Genomic DNA, 15,756 nt, shown 5'->3' with positions numbered 1-15,756 from the left:
CCCAGCCTTCGTCGTCCGGATCCGTCATGTCAGATTTCAAGCAGCTCAGCCGTTCGGTCAAAGGCCTGACCGTTCTCGTCACCGGTGCTGCCAGCGGCATGGGGCGCGCCACCGCGCTCGTGTTCGCGGCCGAGGGCGCCAATGTGGCCGTCACCGATCTCAATGCCGAGGCGACGCAGGCCGTCGCCAGCGAGATTGCTGCAATCGGCGGTTCGGCCAAGGCATGGCCGCTCGACGTTGCCAAGCCCGATGACATCATCAAGGTGGTCAACGACGTTGCCGCATATTTCGATGGACTCGACATCGTCATCAACAATGCCGGCATCTCCGTGCGCGTGGCGATCGACGAGGAAGGTTATGAGGCCGCCTGGGCCAGGGCAATGGATGTGATGCTGACCGCACATCCGCGTATTATCCGGGCCGCGTTGCCGCATTTGCGCCAATCGAAATGCCCGCGGATTGTCAACATCGCCTCCACCGAAGCGCTCGGCGCGACCGCACTGCACAGTCCCTATTCGGCGGCGAAAGCCGGCGTCACCGGCTTGACGCGCTCGCTTGCCGTCGAGCTCGGCCGCGAAGGCATCACCGTGAACTGCATCTGCCCGGGGCCGATCCGCACCGCGATCACCGAGCGGATTTCCGAAGAGCACAAGACGATCTATGCCAAGCGCCGCACCGCACTCGGCCGCTACGGCGAGCCTGAGGAAGTGGCGCACATGACGCTGAGCCTGTGCCTGCCGGCGGCTTCGTTCCTGACCGGCGCGGTGATCCCGGTTGACGGCGGGCTGATGGCGCGCAATGCGTGAAGCGTTCCCTGGATGCTGCGCAGCCTGAAGTACTGCGCTGCTGATCCGGGTCCAGGGTGGGTCCCGGCTCTGCGGCGCAGCGTACCGACGATGCTTCGCATCGCCGGGGCACGCTGCACCGCGTCCGGGACACGAGACAGGCGCAATGCGCGCATGCGCGCCGCAGCGTTGACTTGGACAGGTTGGGGGGTAGTTTTTCCTGCAAACGGAGCGGGCAAAACCGCCCGCTGCTTTCGGGAGAGACGCATGGCGATCGCAATTCGGCAGTTGCATCCGCATTTTGTCGGCGAAGTATCCGGGCTTGATCTACGAAAACCCCTGACGAAGCAGGAAGCGATCGAGGTCGAAGCCGCGATGGATAAATACGCCGTGCTCGTCTTCCACGACCAGGACATCACCGACGAACAGCAACTCGCATTCGCGCTGAATTTCGGCGAGCGCGAAGACGCTCGCGGCGGCAATATCGTCAAGCCTCAGGATTCGCGCCTGTCGACCGGCCTCAACGATGTCTCCAACCTCGGCAAGGACGGCAAGCCATTGCCGCGCGACAGCCGCGCGCATCTCTTTAACCTCGGCAATTGCCTGTGGCATTCCGACAGCTCGTTCCGCCCGATCCCGGCGAAGTTCTCGCTCTTGTCGGCGCGGGTGGTGAACCCGAAGGGCGGCAACACCGAATTCGCCGACATGCGCGCGGCCTATGACGCGCTCGATGACGAGACCAAGGCAGAGATCGAGGACCTGATCTGCGAACATTCGCTGATGTATTCGCGCGGCTCGCTCGGGTTCCTGGATTATACCGACGAAGAAAAAGAGATGTTCAAGCCGGTGCTGCAGCGGCTGGTGCGGACGCATCCGGTGCATTGCCGCAAGTCGCTGTATCTGTCATCGCACGCGGGCGCGATTCTGGGCATGAGCATGCCCGAGGCGCGGTTACTGCTGCGCGACCTGACCGAGCACGCCACGCAGAAGGAATTCGTCTATGTCCATAAATGGGCCGTGCATGACCTTGTGATGTGGGACAATCGCCAGACCATGCACCGGGTGCGGCGCTACGACCAGTCGCAGCCCCGCGACATGCGCCGTGCGACGGTGGCCGGCACCGAGCCGACGGTGCGGCAACAGGCGGCGGAGTAATCCTCCGCTGTCATCGCCAGCCAAGGCGGGCGATCCAGTAAACGCAGTTTTCTGAAAATTGGGAAGGTTGGTGGGTTACTGGATGCCCCGCCTTCGCGGGGCATGACGATCGGAGCTACGCGTGGCCGGCCTCGTTCGACAGCATGCCGGGATCGATGCCGATCTTGCGCAATGCGCGCTGATATTTTTCGTCGACGTCGTCGCCGAAGATCAGATCAGGGTCGGCGTCGCAATGCAGCCAGCCATTGTGCTGGATCTCGTTCTCGAGTTGCCCGGGCGCCCAGCCGGCATAACCGAGCGCCAGGATCGCGTGCTTCGGCCCCGTGCCTTTGGCGATCGCCTTAAGGATGTCGACCGTCGCGGTCAGGCAGATGCCGTCGTCGATATTCAGCGTCGCGTCCTTGATGAAGAAATCGCTCGAATGCAGCACGAAGCCGCGGCCGGTATCGACCGGACCGCCCTTCAGCACCTGCATGGTTTCGGCGTTTTCCGGCAGCGTGATCTGGTCGGCCTTCTCGATGATGTCGAGTTGCACCAGCAGTCCTGGAAAGTCGATGCTGCCGGCCGGACGGTTGACGATGATGCCCATCGCCCCTTCCGACGAGTGCGCGCACATGTAGATGACGGAGCGCTCGAAGCGCGGATCGCCCATGACCGGCATGGCGATCAGCAGCCGGCCGTCCAGATAGCCCTCGCCGGACGAATGATCGCCAAAACCAGCGGTTTTGGGGCGGACAGGCTTCGATGTCTTGCCTTCAGGGCTCATCCGCAAAGGCCTTTCTCTTGCAGGTTCATATCCTGATATCGGGTGCGGTTTCTGTCAATCAAGCTTCCGGCATCATTCGGCTGCGATCACACGCAATTCAATGGTTTGCCTCGAAACTTGCCTGTAAAGACGTGCCATGAGCGTCCTAGTTCCCCTGCGCGCCGCACTCGGCGTCGCCGCCTTGTGTGTCGCGTGTGCGGCGTCGGAAGTTCGCGCCCAGGATGCCTCGCCGTGGCAACGCGACGCCCATTCCGCGGTCCGGTTACTGGCGGGATCACGCAGCGGCGCGGTGCTGCTCGGCGGTGTAGCCATCCAGTTGCAGCCGGGGTGGAAGACCTATTGGCGGACGCCCGGGGATTCTGGCGTGCCGCCCCGTTTCGACTTCTCCAAATCCGACAATGTCGAAGCCGTGACGGTGCTGTGGCCGGCACCGATGAAATTCGACGACGGTGCGGGCGGCACCGCGCTGGGATACAAGCAACAGGTCGTGCTGCCGTTGCGGATCGTCGCCAAGAATGCCGACAAGCCGGTGACGCTGCGCACCCACATCAGCTACGCGGTCTGCGAGAAGATCTGCATTCCCGTCGAAGCCCATGCCGAGCTTGCCTTTGCCAGCGTAGCAAGCACCGAGGACGGCACGCTGTCCGATGCCCTCAATGCGGTGCCGAAGCCGGCCAATATCGGGGACCCCAATCCGCTGACCATCCGCGACGTCAAGCGCGAGGGAAAGAACGTGCTGGTCGACGTGACCGCGCCCGAGGCCAAGGAGGTCAGCCTGTTCGTCGAGGGGCCGACGCCCGACTGGGCGCTGCCGGTTCCCAGGCTCGTGGAGCAAAGCCCACCCGCTGTCAAACGCTTTGCCTTCGAACTCGACGGCCTGCCACCCGGCGCCAGCCCGGAAGGCGCCGCACTCAAACTGACGCTGGTCGGCGGCGACCGGGCTTACGAGTTCAACGTCAGCTTGAATTGACGCGACCTGCCGTCCCTCTGAGTGCAGCGACGCTTTCTGATCCGAGGAGAGCCGGCGCTTGGCAGCTCACCTCTTCAGCAATGTGTACTCCTAGCCTTTCTGCCCGCTCATTTGCTGAGCGCGCATATAGCTCTTGCAAGCGCTGCGCATGTCGCCCTTTGCCAAGGCGGCATTCGCCGCACCCATCTCTTTCATTATCGCAAATTTGCCGGGACTATCAGGCATAGCGTTGCTGGACGTCATGAGCTTGGCCATGTTTTCGCTTGTGCAAGCCGTCTTCTGGGCAGAAGCCGGGCTGACAGCCAGTGCGGTGGTGATCGTGACAGCGGTGATAAGCAGTTTCATATTTTTCCTCCCCGGCCGCACGATGCGGCCGAAGCTCAAAATTACAAGAAGCCAGAAAAGTTCCCTAGAGCACCGCGAGCCCACAGGCGTAGGTCACCGGCTGAGAGCCGCACCGACTCGCTGGGCAGGTACGCGCCACGCGGAAGGTGCTCAACCGCTTCCGCGCTGTTTCGCCAAACCAACGATACAAGAGCAATAAGCTACGAAACCGGGGATACCTGCACGGCTGGTGGTGCTGTACGGGTCGGTATGGGATCGGGTGTCATGATGAGATAAAGCGCGCCAGCCACCAGCATGATGGCAGCCATCGCCAATCCCAACATGGCCAGAACCAGATCGTTCGGGTCATCCATCTCGCGGCCCGGACACGCGGGCTATTCGGGTGGGGCAGCCATCGCCTTTGGCTATCCGCGCGAGCGCCTGTAATGAATAACGGCGGGTCCGAAGACCTTTGGCTATCCGCGACATGCGCCGTTGTGAACGGCGGGCGATGGCTCCGCGGCAACAAACGACGGCTCGGCCGTTTTGTTCCTTGGGTTGTTCGGCGCCGCGACCAAGGGGCGGCAACTCAGGCGCGAGCCATACAAGAGCGATCAGCGGGCCGGGCCAGCAAGACTCTACAGTTGCGCCTATCCATTCGGCATCGGCTTGGTATCGAACAAAAAATTCCGCAAGCCCCTTGAACCCGATTTTTTCGCCCCCTAGATCGCTCTCCGCGCCGGAGGCGCCTTCCCGCCGCGGACGGTGCGCTTCTGAATACGCAGCCTGACAGCGACACGTTCGCCAGACGAGGAAAGGATGCATCGGCAAACCACGGGAGCTTGAGATGAGCACATCTGTTCAGCGAAGACCGCACAAGAGCGGGCAGCTTGTTCTGGACTGGCTCATGGTCGCAATGAGCTTCGCAACGATCGCCTGGATCAGTTTTCGAACGATAGGAGGATGATATGATCACTGATCACACCATTGTCTCCGCTCGTGCGGAGCAACCCAAAAAAACCGTTGAAGATCGCCGCCTCATCCGGCGATTGATCGCAGCTTCCATTGGCGCGGCATTGGCCATGCCGGCGCTGGCAGCCTGGGGAATGGACAGTCCGCATACCCACCAGCCTTCCGATCGCGGCGTGACTCCGATCACCTTGCCGCCAATTCCCTATATCGACTCCATACCCTGGATGAAGTGGGACGCGAACGTCAACGCGTTCAAGACCGACCTCCTGACATCGCCGACATTGCGGTGGGGGATCGGACCGACACCGGAGCCGCGGGATAACCAGAAACTGTCAGCCAATTGAGCCAAATCTGCCCGGATGCGATTTGCGGTCGCTCGCGCAGATCGCATCCGTCCATCTGCAGCGGCTCGGTACAAGCTATCTCGGTAGGCCATTTGACTGCGAACTGCCCGCAGAACATCGTCAATCGGCCCTAAAGCCCCTCATATCGACCCCACACGAACGACGCATTACGGCCCCACCCAACCGAATCTTAACGAATGGTTGATACATCCGACCATCGCCGCCGCCTCGCGGCGCGTTTCGGGGATGCACCCTTGTGGCCGTGATGGATACGCAATCCGCAACCGCTCCGCCTGCCGGCGTGAGCGCGCGCCTGCGTGCGCTGCTGGGCGGCTCGAGTGAAGCCTCCGTCACAAAGCGGCTGGCTGGCACGATCTTCGTCATCCGCGTCTTCAGCGCGGCACTGGCCTACTTCTCGCAGATCCTGCTGGCGCGCTGGATGGGCGGCTCCGATTACGGCGTCTATGTCTATGTCTGGACCTGGGTGCTGCTGCTCGGCAGCATGATGGATTTCGGCATCTCGGCATCGGCGCAGAAGATCATTCCGGAATACCGCACCCGCGGCGAACACGCGCTGTTGCGAGGTTTCCTTTCCGGCAGCCGATGGATGACGTTCGCAGTCTCCTCCATCGTCTCGCTGCTGCTGGCGGGCGTAGTGAAGGGATTGTCGCCGTGGATCGACGGCAACGCGATCGTTCCCCTCTATATCGGTTGCCTGACACTGCCGGCGTTCGTCGTCGCCAACACCCAGGACGGCATCGCCCGTTCGCATGACTGGATGCGGCTTGGCCTGATGCCGCAGTTCATCGTGCGCCAGTCGCTGATGATCGGCCTGACCGCCGGCGCCTTCGTGCTCGGCTTCAATCTCGGCGCCACCGCCGCGATGTGGGCAAGCGCCGCGGCGGTATGGGTCGCGATGATCAGCCAGATGATCGTGCTCAATCGCAAGCTCGCCGGCCATATCGAGTCCGGCCCCCGGGCTTACGATTTCCGTGGCTGGCTCGCGGTCTCGCTGCCGATCCTGATGGTGGAGAGTTTTTATCTGCTGTTGTCCTACACAGACGTGTTGGTGCTGCAGCAATTCCGCTCCTCGGAGGAGGTTGGCGTCTACTTTGCCGTGGTGAAGACGCTGGCGTTGGTCTCCTTCATTCACTACGCGATGGCGGCGACAACGGCGCATCGCTTTGCCGAGTACAACGCGCAAGGCGACAAGGCGCGGCTGTCGGCCTATGTGGCGCATGCGATCCAGTGGACGTTCTGGCCGTCGCTGGCCGCGACCATTCTGCTGCTGGCGCTGGGCAAGCCGCTATTGTGGCTGTTCGGACCGCAATTCGTCGTCGGCTACGACATCATGTTCATTGCCGCGATCGGCCTTTTGGTGCGCGCGGCAATCGGCCCGGTCGAGCGGCTCCTGAACATGCTCGGCCATCAGCACATCTGCGCGCTGGCCTACGCGCTGGCCTTCGTCATGAACCTTGTGCTGTGCGTCGTCCTGGTGCCGCGCTTTGGCGGCCACGGTGCGGCGGCGGCGACGTCGATCGCGCTGGCGTTCGAGACGGTGCTGCTGTTCTGGATCGTGCGCCGGCGGCTCGGCCTGCACGTCTTGGCATTCGGCAAACGCTGATGCCGGGCGCCCGTCGACCCTGATGCGCGGGCGCAGCCAGCCTGCTCATCCCTTCAAAGGACGGTCTTCGGGGCGCGTTGGCGGCTGCTTCAGTGACCGCTACCGCCTTTCGGTGGTCTCGCTTTGGCCGCAGGACGTCGCTATCGCCGTGCACCGGAAAATTGGGGAAAATAACCACGGGGGTTCGATGCACGTACTAAATATTCTTATTTCGCCCGAGCGCCCGCCATCGATAGGACGTTTATTCCTTGCATTGATATATACTTGCACATGCGAAATGGAACTTTCCCCCGGAAATGATTGATCCACTTTACGTTGCCTCGGGATTCGGCGTTGGCTTGCTGGTCGGGATGACGGGTGTCGGCGGCGGCTCGCTGATGACGCCGATGCTGATCCTGCTATTTGGCGTCCACCCATCGACTGCCGTCGGCACCGACCTTCTCTACGCCGCGGCGACCAAGACGGGCGGCAGCCTGGTGCATGGCTTCGCACGCAGCATTCACTGGCCGGCAGTGATATGTCTCGCCAGCGGCAGCATCCCGGCAAGCATCGTTACCTTGCTCTTGCTGTGGCAACTCGACCTCAACAGCGATTCCGGGCGCAGCCTGATCAATCTGGTGCTGTGCTTTGCACTCCTCCTTACGGCGACGTCGTTGATCTTTCGCAAGGCGATCATGGAGCGCTATCGCCGACGCATGGAGGGGTTCGATGCCGCGACCACCGACCGCGCGACCGTGATGGTCGGCGTGGCGCTCGGTGTGCTGGTCTCGATTTCATCCGTCGGTGCCGGCGCAGTCGGCGTCACCGCGCTCCTGCTGCTCTACCCGCGCCTGCCGATGGCGAGCATCGTCGGCTCCGACATCGCACATGCGGTGCCGCTGACGCTGGTAGCCGGCATCGGACACTGGGCGCTGGGGTCGGTCGATTGGGCGCTGATGGGGGTGCTGTTGATCGGATCCTTGCCCGGCATCGTGATCGGCAGCTACTGCGCGGTTCGCGTGCCAGAGACGGTGCTGAGAGTAGTGCTGGCTTCAGTTCTGGTTCTGGTGGCCAGCAAGCTCGGCTTCAATGAGCTGCATTTTTCGCAGGAGAGTATCGCAGCCGTCACCGGGAGCACCGCCCATTAGAGCGTTTTCCAGCGAAGTGGACACCCGTTCGCGTCAAGAAAACGCGTCAAAGCAAAAGTCTAGAGCCCGGTTCTGATTCAATCAGAACCGGGCTCTAGGCGCACTTCCCGGGCCTGCTTGCGACTGCCTATGCCGCGGTCCAACCGCCATCGATCGATAGATTGGCGCCGGTGATCTGGGCAGCATCGTCGCTGCACAGGAACAGCGCAAGGGCTGCGACTTGCTCCGACGTCACGAACTCCTTGGTTGGCTGCGCCTGCAGCAACACGTCGTTGATGACCTGCTCTTTGGTCAGGTTGCGCGCCTTCATGGTCTCGGGAATCTGCTTCTCCACCAGCGGTGTCCAGACATAACCGGGGCTGATGCAGTTGCAGGTGATCTTGAACGTCGCAAGCTCCAGCGCCACCGTCTTGGTGAGACCGGCAATGCCGTGCTTGGCCGAGACATAGGCCGCCTTGAACGGCGACGCCACCAACGAATGCGCGGAAGCCGTGTTGATGATACGGCCCCAGCCGCGCTTCTTCATGCCGGGGACTGCGGCACGGATGCCGTAGAACGCCGACGACAGGTTGATGGCGATAATGGCTTCCCACTTCTCGGGCGGAAACTCCTCGATCGGTGACACGAACTGAATGCCGGCATTGTTGACGAGGATATCGACCGAACCAAACGTCTTCTCGCCAAGCGCGATCATTTCGGCAATCTCGGGGGGCTTGGTCATGTCGGCGGGCGAGTGCACCGCGCGGACCTTGAAGTCGGTCTCGATGCCGGAACGCTCGCGCTCGATATCGGCCGGCACGCCCATGCCGTTGAGCACAACGTTAGCGCCCGCGGCGGCAAAAGCGCGCGCGTAAGCCAATCCGATGCCGCTTGTCGAGCCGGTCACGACAGCGGTCTTGCCTTTCAACGTACCCATTCCATTCACTCCTGCTTGCCTGCGGCGGTCTTCCAAACATCCCTCGTCATATCGTAGGCCGTCATGGTCTGGCCGGATTGCGGACGCTCCAGCACATCCTTGTGACGCATCGACAGATGAACGTCGCGGACGCCTGCGTTCCAGTGTTCGACCATGGCGACATGCGAAAAGTCGTAATCCTTGGATGAAGTTTCGTAGTTCTTGCTCTTGTAAATCAGATGCACCACGGTGACGGTGTTTTCCTCGGCCGCGTTGCAGAGAACTGCCACCGACGGATCGTTCTTGAGATCATCGGGCAATTTTCCAAGCAATTCGCGCAGCGCCTTCCGAGCATTGTGCACCTGCTTGTTCTTATCGGTAGCCATGCGGGTGCGGCTGGAATAGCGGATATCTTTTTCGCGCTCAGCAGCTTCCAGCAACGACGTCGGCAATTCGCCGCGCGCGCTGAACAGATCGACCTGGAAGATCAGGAGATCGCGGTTGGTTTCTGCGCCCAGCACGTAATCGAGCGGCGTGTTGGAAGCGATGCCGCCGTCCCAATAGTGCTCGCCGTCGATCTCGATGGAAGGGAAGCCGGGCGGCAGCGCGCCGGAGGCCATGATGTGCTCCGGGCCCATCTTTTTGCTGAGCTTCCTGAGCTCGAAATTGTCGAAATATTTCAGGTTGCCCGAAGTTACGCCGACCGCACCGACGCTGAGCCGCGTCTTCAGATCGTTGATGCGGTCGAAGTCGACCAGCTTCTCGAGCGTTTTCTTCAGCGGCGCGGTGTCGTAATAGCTCTGCGATTGCGGGGTACCCGGCGGCCACAAAGGGGCAGGCGGAATGCGCGGTGTGAAGAAGCCCGGTACGCCGAAGGTCGCAATCAGCGCGGCGCTGGTCTCGTTGAACAGCGAGCGCGCGCGGTCGCCTGGCGCGACAGGCTTCCACGGCACCGGAGATGACACCATCTCCCAAAATTCCTTCAGCCGATCGACGCGCTTTTCGCCTTCGTTGCCGGCAATGATCGCGGCATTGACGGAGCCGATCGAAATGCCCGCGATCCATTCAGGTTCGAACCCCGAGCGGCACAGCGCCTGAAAAGCACCCGCTTGGTAGGAGCCGAGCGCGCCGCCGCCTTGCAGGACCAGCACACGCTGCGCCATCGCGGGCGTGGTTGCCGGCGCGGTATCGGAATGATCCATCGTGACCGTCGGCTAGTGGACAATGGGGGGCACCGTGGCGAGAGTTCGCGACGGCGTCAATCAGGCAAGATCGAAGCAAGGATCACGCCCAGTTTATCGTTTTGTGAGACCTCGAAGCCCGTATCCGGAGTTGCTTCAGGTTGATGCAAGGATGAGCGTCCAGAACACCTTATACTTGGTGTTTGGATCATAAACCGCCGCGATGCCCAATTTTGTGACACCGTTCTTGAGCATATTGGCCTTATGCGGCGGCGAGTCGCGCCAGCCGGAAAAGGCTTCCGCCATCGTGTGATAGCCGGCCGAGATATTCTCGACCGCAAGCTTCGCCGGATAGCCTGAGGCCCCCAGCCGCTTCTCCAGCGGGCCCTTCACATTGTGATCCATCTTGTTGCGGGCCGCCATCGCCTGCGACTGCTGCTCGGCGAGCTTGATCAGCTCGGGATCGACTACGACGACGCCGAGGCCGTTGTTCTGGCGATATTGCGAGATCAGGATCGCCGCCGCCACAGGGTCGAGCGTGGCGCCGGGTTGGGCCATGTCGAGATACATGGCCGGCTGTTCCGGAATCTTGACGTCTGCCGAGCAGCCGGCAAGCAGCAATAGGCCGATAATGGCGGTGGTCGCCCGTTTCACTGAAAGAATCCCCCGAGAATCCCTAAGCCTGGATGGCCGCTTGTTGCATACCAACAGTGGCTGAATGGTGAACGGGGGGCGATTAGAGGCAGACCGGCCGCGGAAATCGTGGTTCGTAGCCCGGATGGAGCGGAGCGCAATCCGGGGCAGCCCATCCGCGTGGAAGGAGCCCCGGGGTGCGCTGCGCTTCACCCGGGCTACGCGAAATCACTCTTGGGCGGCAAAGATACGGTAGCGGCGAGGTTGCAGGCTGATGATTTCGCCGGCCTGGAGTTCCCGGTCCCGGGGGGCATCGATCTCGATCACGGTCTTGCCCTCGCCGCCCGTCAAGGCGATCTCCGCCCGCTGGATCGGGCCGAACGAGCGGACATGGCGCACCGCCCCCTCCAAAGAGCCGGTTCCGGCCGGGCCGATCTGCATGTCGTGGCGACGGACGAACAGCTTTGAGGCGCCGGAGGCTGCGCCGTCGGCGGCGATATTGAGCGGCCGGCCGCCGAGCCGCACCGAGCCGCCTGAGACCTCCACCGGCAGCACGATGGATTCGCCGATGAAGCCGTGAACGAAGGCGGTTGCGGGATTGTCATAGACATCGCCGGGCGTGCCGATCTGTTCGATGCGGCCCTTGTCCATCACCACTACGCGGTTGGCGACTTCCAGCGCCTCCTCCTGGTCGTGGGTGACGAAGATCGAGGTGACGTGGATTTCAGAATGCAGCGAACGCAGCCATTGCCGCAGTTCTTTCCGCACCTTTGCATCGAGCGCGCCGAAGGGCTCATCCAGCAAGAGGATGCGCGGCTCGATCGCGAGCGCGCGGGCGAGTGCAATGCGCTGACGCTGGCCACCGGACAATTGGCTCGGATAGCGGTTCGCCAGCCAGTCGAGTTGCACGAGGTCGAGCAATTCCTTGACGCGGGCGCGGATCGTGGCCTCGTCCTTGCGGACGGCACGCGGCTGCACGCGCAGACCAAAGGCGACGTTCTCGAACACGGTCATGTGGCGGAACAGCGCGTAATGCTGAAACACGAATCCGACATGGCGCTCGCTGGCGCCGTGACCGAGTGCATCCTCACCATCGATCCGCACCTCGCCGGCGTCGGGCCAGTCTAGGCCTGCAATGATGCGCAACAGCGTCGTCTTGCCCGAACCGGACGGGCCGAGCAGCGCCAGCAATTCGCCCTTGCCGACTTTCAGATCGACATTGTCGAGGGCTGCGAATGCGCCGAACTTCTTGACGATATTTTTGACTTCAATGGTCACTTGAATCGTCCCTTGGGGTTTGTCCTTCGTCCAGACGCCGTTCGAGAACGGTCTTCACGACAAGCGTGATCAGGGCCAGCATAGCGAGCAGCGAGGCAATCGCAAACGAAGCTACGAACTGATACTCATTATAGAGGATTTCGACCAGTAGCGGCATGGTATTGGTCTCGCCGCGAATATGGCCCGATACCACCGAAACCGCACCGAATTCACCCATGGCGCGCGCATTGCACAGCAGTACGCCATATAGCAGGCCCCATTTGATATTGGGCAGAGTGACGCGGAAGAAAGTCTGCAGGCCTGACGCTCCCAGCGAGATCGCCGCCTCCTCCTCCTGTGTGCCCTGCTCCTGCATCAGCGGGATCAGTGAACGGGCCACAAACGGAAACGTCACGAAGATGGTGGCGAGCGCAATGCCCGGCACGGCGAACAGAATATGGATGTTGTGCGCCTGCAGCCAGGTGCCCCAATAGCCCTGCGCGCCGAACAGCAGCACAAAGACGAGGCCCGAAATGACCGGACTAACCGAGAATGGCAGGTCGATCAGCGTGACCAGGAAGGTTTTGCCGCGGAAATCGAACTTTGCAATCGCCCAGGCCGCGATCACCCCGAACAGCAGATTGAGACCAACCGAAATTGCCGCCACCAGCAGGGTCAGCCGGATTGCCGACAGCGCCTCCGGCTCGGCCAGTGCGGCGAAATAGGTGCCGAAACCTTTCGACAAGGCCGATGCGAACACCACGACCAAAGGCAGCACGACAAAGATGGTGAGGAAGCTGACGGCAAGCGCGATGATGACGAAGCGGACCGGCCCGGGCTCGCTTCGCAGGTCCTTGGACGAAGCAATCGTCCGCGGACGTTCGCGCGCCTCGTGGCGCGACGGCGGGGAAATGGCAACGCCCGCCGTTGACGCGTAGGCCTTCAGCGGCGTCGCCTGAGTCACAACGTTCGTTTGCATCGACATCGATCGGCTCTCAACGCGCGGGAATGCGGGTTTGTGCCCAGCGTTGCAGGCGATTGACGGCGAAGATGATCACGAACGAAGCCAGCAGCATGACGACGGCAATCGCCGTCGCATCGGCGTAACGGAATTCGGACAACCGGATCACGATCAGCAGTGGCGCGATCTCCGACACATTCGGCAGGTTGCCGGCGATGAAGATCACCGAGCCATACTCGCCGACCGCGCGCGCGAACGCCAGCGCAAACCCGGTCAGCAGCGCCGGAATCAGGCTCGGCAAAATCACACGGAAAACCGTGTGCCAGCGGTTGGCGCCGAGGCTTGCGGCCGCTTCCTCGATTTCCGGATCGAGATCGATCAGGACGGGCTGCACCGTTCGCACCACGAAGGGAATGCCGATGAATACCATCGCGATGAATATCCCGATCGGCGTGAACGCCACTTTGATGCCGAGCTCAGCCAGCGGCGCCCCGAGCCATCCCTTCTGTGCGAACAATTGCGTCAGCGCCACACCCGCCACCGCGGTCGGCAGCGCAAAAGGTATGTCAACGATCGCGTCGAACAGCCGTCGGCCCGGAAAGCGGTAGCGCACCAGCGCCCATACGATGATGGTGCCCATCACCAGGTTGACGCAGGCCGCGGCAAAGGAGAGACCGAACGAAATCTTCAGCGCATTCAGCGTGCGGCGGCTGGTGAGAATTTCCCAGAACTGCCCGGGTGAAAGCTCGAGCGTCTTGAGGAACAGGCCGGCGAGGGGAATGAGGATGATGACGGAGAGCCACGTCAGGGTCAGGCCCATGGTCAGACCGAACCCGGGCAAGCTCGTGCGCCGTGCGACCGCTGTGCTCACAAATCCCCCTGCTTCCGCTACGGCTGGCCGTTGGCCAGATCAATTCTTGTAAATTTGGTCGAAAATGCCGCCTTCGCCGAAGTGATCTTTCTGCGCCTTGGTCCAACCACCAAAAACGTCGTCGATCGTGAAAAGTTCGACCTTGGCGAAAGATTTTTCGTATTCCTTGGCGATTTCGGAATCGCGCGCACGATAGGAATTGCGCGCGGCTATTTCCTGACCTTGCTTGGTGTACCAATACTTCAGGTAGGCCTCGGCGACGGCACGAGTGCCTTTTTTGTCGGCAACCTTGTCGACGACCGCCACCGGCGGCTCGGCGAGGATCGACAGCGGCGGCGCTACGATCTCGAACTTGTCCTTGCCGAATTCGCGCTGAGCCAGGAACGCCTCGTTCTCCCATGCCAGCAGCACGTCGCCGACCCCGCGCTCGACGAAGGTTACCGTCGAGCCGCGCGCGCCGGTATCGAGCACCGGAACGTTCTTGAAGAGATCGGCGACGAAGTTCTTTGCTTTGTCGAGCGAACCGAATTTCTTTTCGGCAAAGCCCCAGGCCGCCAGGTAATTCCAGCGCGCGCCGCCCGAGGTTTTCGGGTTCGGCGTAATCACCTGCACGCCGGGCTTGATCAGATCGTCCCAATCCTTGATCGCCTTGGGATTGCCCTTGCGCACCAGGAACACGATCGTGGAGGTGTAGGGTGACGCATTGAGCGACAGCCGCTTCTGCCAGTCCGGCGCCACCAACCCCTTCGCGGCGATGGCGTCGATGTCATAGGCCAGCGCCAGCGTGACGACGTCGGCCTGCAGCCCGTCGATTACCGCGCGCGCCTGCGAGCCCGAGCCGCCATGCGACTGCTTGATCTCGACGCTCTTGCCGGTTTCTTTCTGATAGGCCGCGACGAATGCCTTGTTGAAATCGGCGTAGAGCTCGCGCGTCGGATCGTAGGACACGTTGAGCAATGTGTAATCGGCAGCGAAGGCCGAACTCGCCCAGAGCAATCCGGCAGCAAGCGGCAGAATGCGACGGATCATCGTTGATCTCCATTCAGCTTGATGAAGAATATCATCAATCACGAACGCATAAGTCGCGACGAAAGGCCGCTTAGTCAACGAAACTGCATTTCATTGTTTGCGGTTCCGCAGCTTCGTTGTCCTATGAAGTCCGGACTCTACGAAGTCTTCATCGTATGGATGCCGCATTCCGTCTTGGGCCTGCCGCGCCAGCGGCCGGCCCGGGCGTCCTCGTCCGGCGCGGTCCGGCTCGAACACGGCATGCACCCGACCGACAAGTAGCCCGAGGCGAACAGCGGATGCGGCGGCAATTTGGCGAGCTTGTAGATCGCTTCGATCTCCTCGCGCGACACATTGGCGAACGGATTGAATTTCAGCCTCGCTCCGTCTTCCTCGACGACGGGAATTTCGGCGCGGGCGCCGCCCTGAAACCGCTTGCGCCCGTTGATCCAGGCCGAGAACGGCTTGAGCGCCCGCGCCAGCGGCTCTACTTTACGGATACGGCAGCAGGCGTCCGGATCGGAAAACCACAATTCGCGATCGGGATCCTGGCGCGAGAGCGCTTCTTCCAAGGGCTTGATCGAGCGAACGTCGCGAAGGCCTAGCGTCGCGATTAGCGTATCGCGATAAGCGAGCGTTTCCTCGAATAACCATCCGGTGTCGAGAAAGATCACGGGAATCGCGGGATCGACATCGGCCATCACCTTGAGCAACGCTGCCGATTCCGTGCCGAACGACGACACCAGCGCAAGCTGCTCGCGGCCGACGGTCTTCAGAGCGGTTTCAATGACATGCGACGGCGAAGCGTCGCGCAAGCTATGGTCGAGCGTCTGCGCCGAATGAGGGATCGCTGCCAAGGCAAAGGCATGCTGTGAGATCATGG

17 protein-coding genes are annotated in these 15,756 nt (G+C 61.8%); 6 read left to right on the top strand and 11 right to left on the bottom strand.

The features are described 5' to 3' along the window. Positions 1–26 precede the first annotated feature (26 nt). Together RX328_RS04740 and RX328_RS04735 are read left to right on the top strand one after the other, a co-directional pair. Positions 27–806, top strand: a complete 780-nt coding sequence (locus tag RX328_RS04740; protein ID WP_213248422.1) for an SDR family NAD(P)-dependent oxidoreductase — start codon at positions 27–29, stop codon at positions 804–806. Between the two features lie 246 nt (positions 807–1,052). After that, a complete protein-coding gene (locus RX328_RS04735) occupies positions 1,053–1,940 on the top strand; it encodes a TauD/TfdA dioxygenase family protein (RefSeq protein WP_213248424.1) in 888 nt (295 codons plus the stop codon). A gap of 115 nt (positions 1,941–2,055) precedes the next feature. Here the strand turns inward: RX328_RS04735 and RX328_RS04730 are convergent, their stop codons facing one another. Next, positions 2,056–2,706, bottom strand: coding sequence for a YqgE/AlgH family protein (locus RX328_RS04730; RefSeq protein ID WP_213248426.1), 651 nt, complete (start codon positions 2,704–2,706; stop codon positions 2,056–2,058). Positions 2,707–2,842: 136 nt separating this feature from the next. Here RX328_RS04730 and RX328_RS04725 point away from each other — a divergent pair, with 136 nt between their 5' ends. After that, positions 2,843–3,676: a protein-disulfide reductase DsbD domain-containing protein gene (locus RX328_RS04725; RefSeq protein WP_213248428.1), complete on the top strand. Its 834-nt coding sequence runs from the start codon at positions 2,843–2,845 to the stop codon at positions 3,674–3,676. A 90-nt stretch (positions 3,677–3,766) separates the two neighbouring features. Here RX328_RS04725 and RX328_RS04720 read toward each other — a convergent pair whose 3' ends face one another. Continuing rightward, positions 3,767–4,021, bottom strand: a complete 255-nt coding sequence (locus RX328_RS04720) for a hypothetical protein (RefSeq protein WP_213248430.1) — start codon at positions 4,019–4,021, stop codon at positions 3,767–3,769. A gap of 200 nt (positions 4,022–4,221) precedes the next feature. Continuing rightward, positions 4,222–4,374, bottom strand: a complete 153-nt coding sequence (locus RX328_RS04715; protein ID WP_213248432.1) for a hypothetical protein — start codon at positions 4,372–4,374, stop codon at positions 4,222–4,224. Positions 4,375–4,968: 594 nt separating this feature from the next. Here RX328_RS04715 and RX328_RS04710 point away from each other — a divergent pair. The 3 genes from RX328_RS04710 to RX328_RS04700 all read left to right on the top strand — a co-directional run bounded on the left by RX328_RS04710 (position 4,969) and on the right by RX328_RS04700 (position 8,067). Then, entirely contained in the window at positions 4,969–5,316 is a 348-nt protein-coding gene (locus RX328_RS04710) for a hypothetical protein (protein WP_213248434.1), read from the top strand. 265 nt (positions 5,317–5,581) lie between these two features. Beyond that, the gene (locus RX328_RS04705) at positions 5,582–6,940 is read left to right on the top strand and encodes a lipopolysaccharide biosynthesis protein (protein ID WP_213248436.1); all 1,359 of its coding nucleotides are present in this window, start codon (positions 5,582–5,584) and stop codon (positions 6,938–6,940) included. 296 nt (positions 6,941–7,236) lie between these two features. Next, on the top strand, positions 7,237–8,067 hold the full coding sequence (locus RX328_RS04700; protein WP_213248438.1) for a sulfite exporter TauE/SafE family protein: 831 nt from the start codon (positions 7,237–7,239) through the stop codon (positions 8,065–8,067). Between the two features lie 127 nt (positions 8,068–8,194). On the opposite strand, the gene RX328_RS04695 is transcribed toward RX328_RS04700, so the two are convergent. From RX328_RS04695 to RX328_RS04660, 8 genes are all read right to left on the bottom strand, one after another. Further along, positions 8,195–8,983 (bottom strand): 3-hydroxybutyrate dehydrogenase, encoded by a 789-nt coding sequence (locus RX328_RS04695; RefSeq protein WP_213248440.1) that lies wholly within the window; start codon positions 8,981–8,983, stop codon positions 8,195–8,197. Between the two features lie 5 nt (positions 8,984–8,988). Then, a complete protein-coding gene (locus RX328_RS04690; RefSeq protein ID WP_213248442.1) occupies positions 8,989–10,164 on the bottom strand; it encodes a DUF3734 domain-containing protein in 1,176 nt (391 codons plus the stop codon). A gap of 135 nt (positions 10,165–10,299) precedes the next feature. Then, positions 10,300–10,797, bottom strand: a complete 498-nt coding sequence (locus RX328_RS04685) for a CAP domain-containing protein (RefSeq protein ID WP_213248444.1) — start codon at positions 10,795–10,797, stop codon at positions 10,300–10,302. Positions 10,798–11,004: 207 nt separating this feature from the next. After that, on the bottom strand, positions 11,005–12,054 hold the full coding sequence (locus tag RX328_RS04680) for a sulfate/molybdate ABC transporter ATP-binding protein (protein ID WP_213248446.1): 1,050 nt from the start codon (positions 12,052–12,054) through the stop codon (positions 11,005–11,007). Continuing rightward, positions 12,044–13,012, bottom strand: a complete 969-nt coding sequence (gene cysW, locus RX328_RS04675) for a sulfate ABC transporter permease subunit CysW (protein ID WP_249726170.1) — start codon at positions 13,010–13,012, stop codon at positions 12,044–12,046. Before cysW ends, RX328_RS04680 begins: the two co-directional genes overlap by 11 nt. 16 nt (positions 13,013–13,028) lie before the next feature. Continuing rightward, positions 13,029–13,814: a sulfate ABC transporter permease subunit CysT gene (gene cysT / locus RX328_RS04670; protein ID WP_249726171.1), complete on the bottom strand. Its 786-nt coding sequence runs from the start codon at positions 13,812–13,814 to the stop codon at positions 13,029–13,031. A gap of 90 nt (positions 13,815–13,904) precedes the next feature. Further along, positions 13,905–14,894 carry a sulfate ABC transporter substrate-binding protein gene (locus RX328_RS04665; protein ID WP_213248450.1) on the bottom strand — a complete coding sequence of 330 codons (990 nt, stop codon included), beginning with the start codon at positions 14,892–14,894 and terminating at the stop codon, positions 13,905–13,907. Between the two features lie 137 nt (positions 14,895–15,031). Next, complete coding sequence (locus RX328_RS04660) at positions 15,032–15,754, bottom strand: phosphoadenylyl-sulfate reductase (RefSeq protein ID WP_213248831.1); 723 nt, start codon at positions 15,752–15,754, stop codon at positions 15,032–15,034. Between the last annotated feature and the right edge of the window lie 2 nt (positions 15,755–15,756).

The organism is Bradyrhizobium sp. sBnM-33, assembly GCF_032917945.1.
Classification (GTDB): Bacteria; Pseudomonadota; Alphaproteobacteria; order Rhizobiales; family Xanthobacteraceae; genus Bradyrhizobium.
Note: the sequence above shows the minus strand (reverse complement) of the source record. Positions and strands in the feature narration are given on the sequence as shown.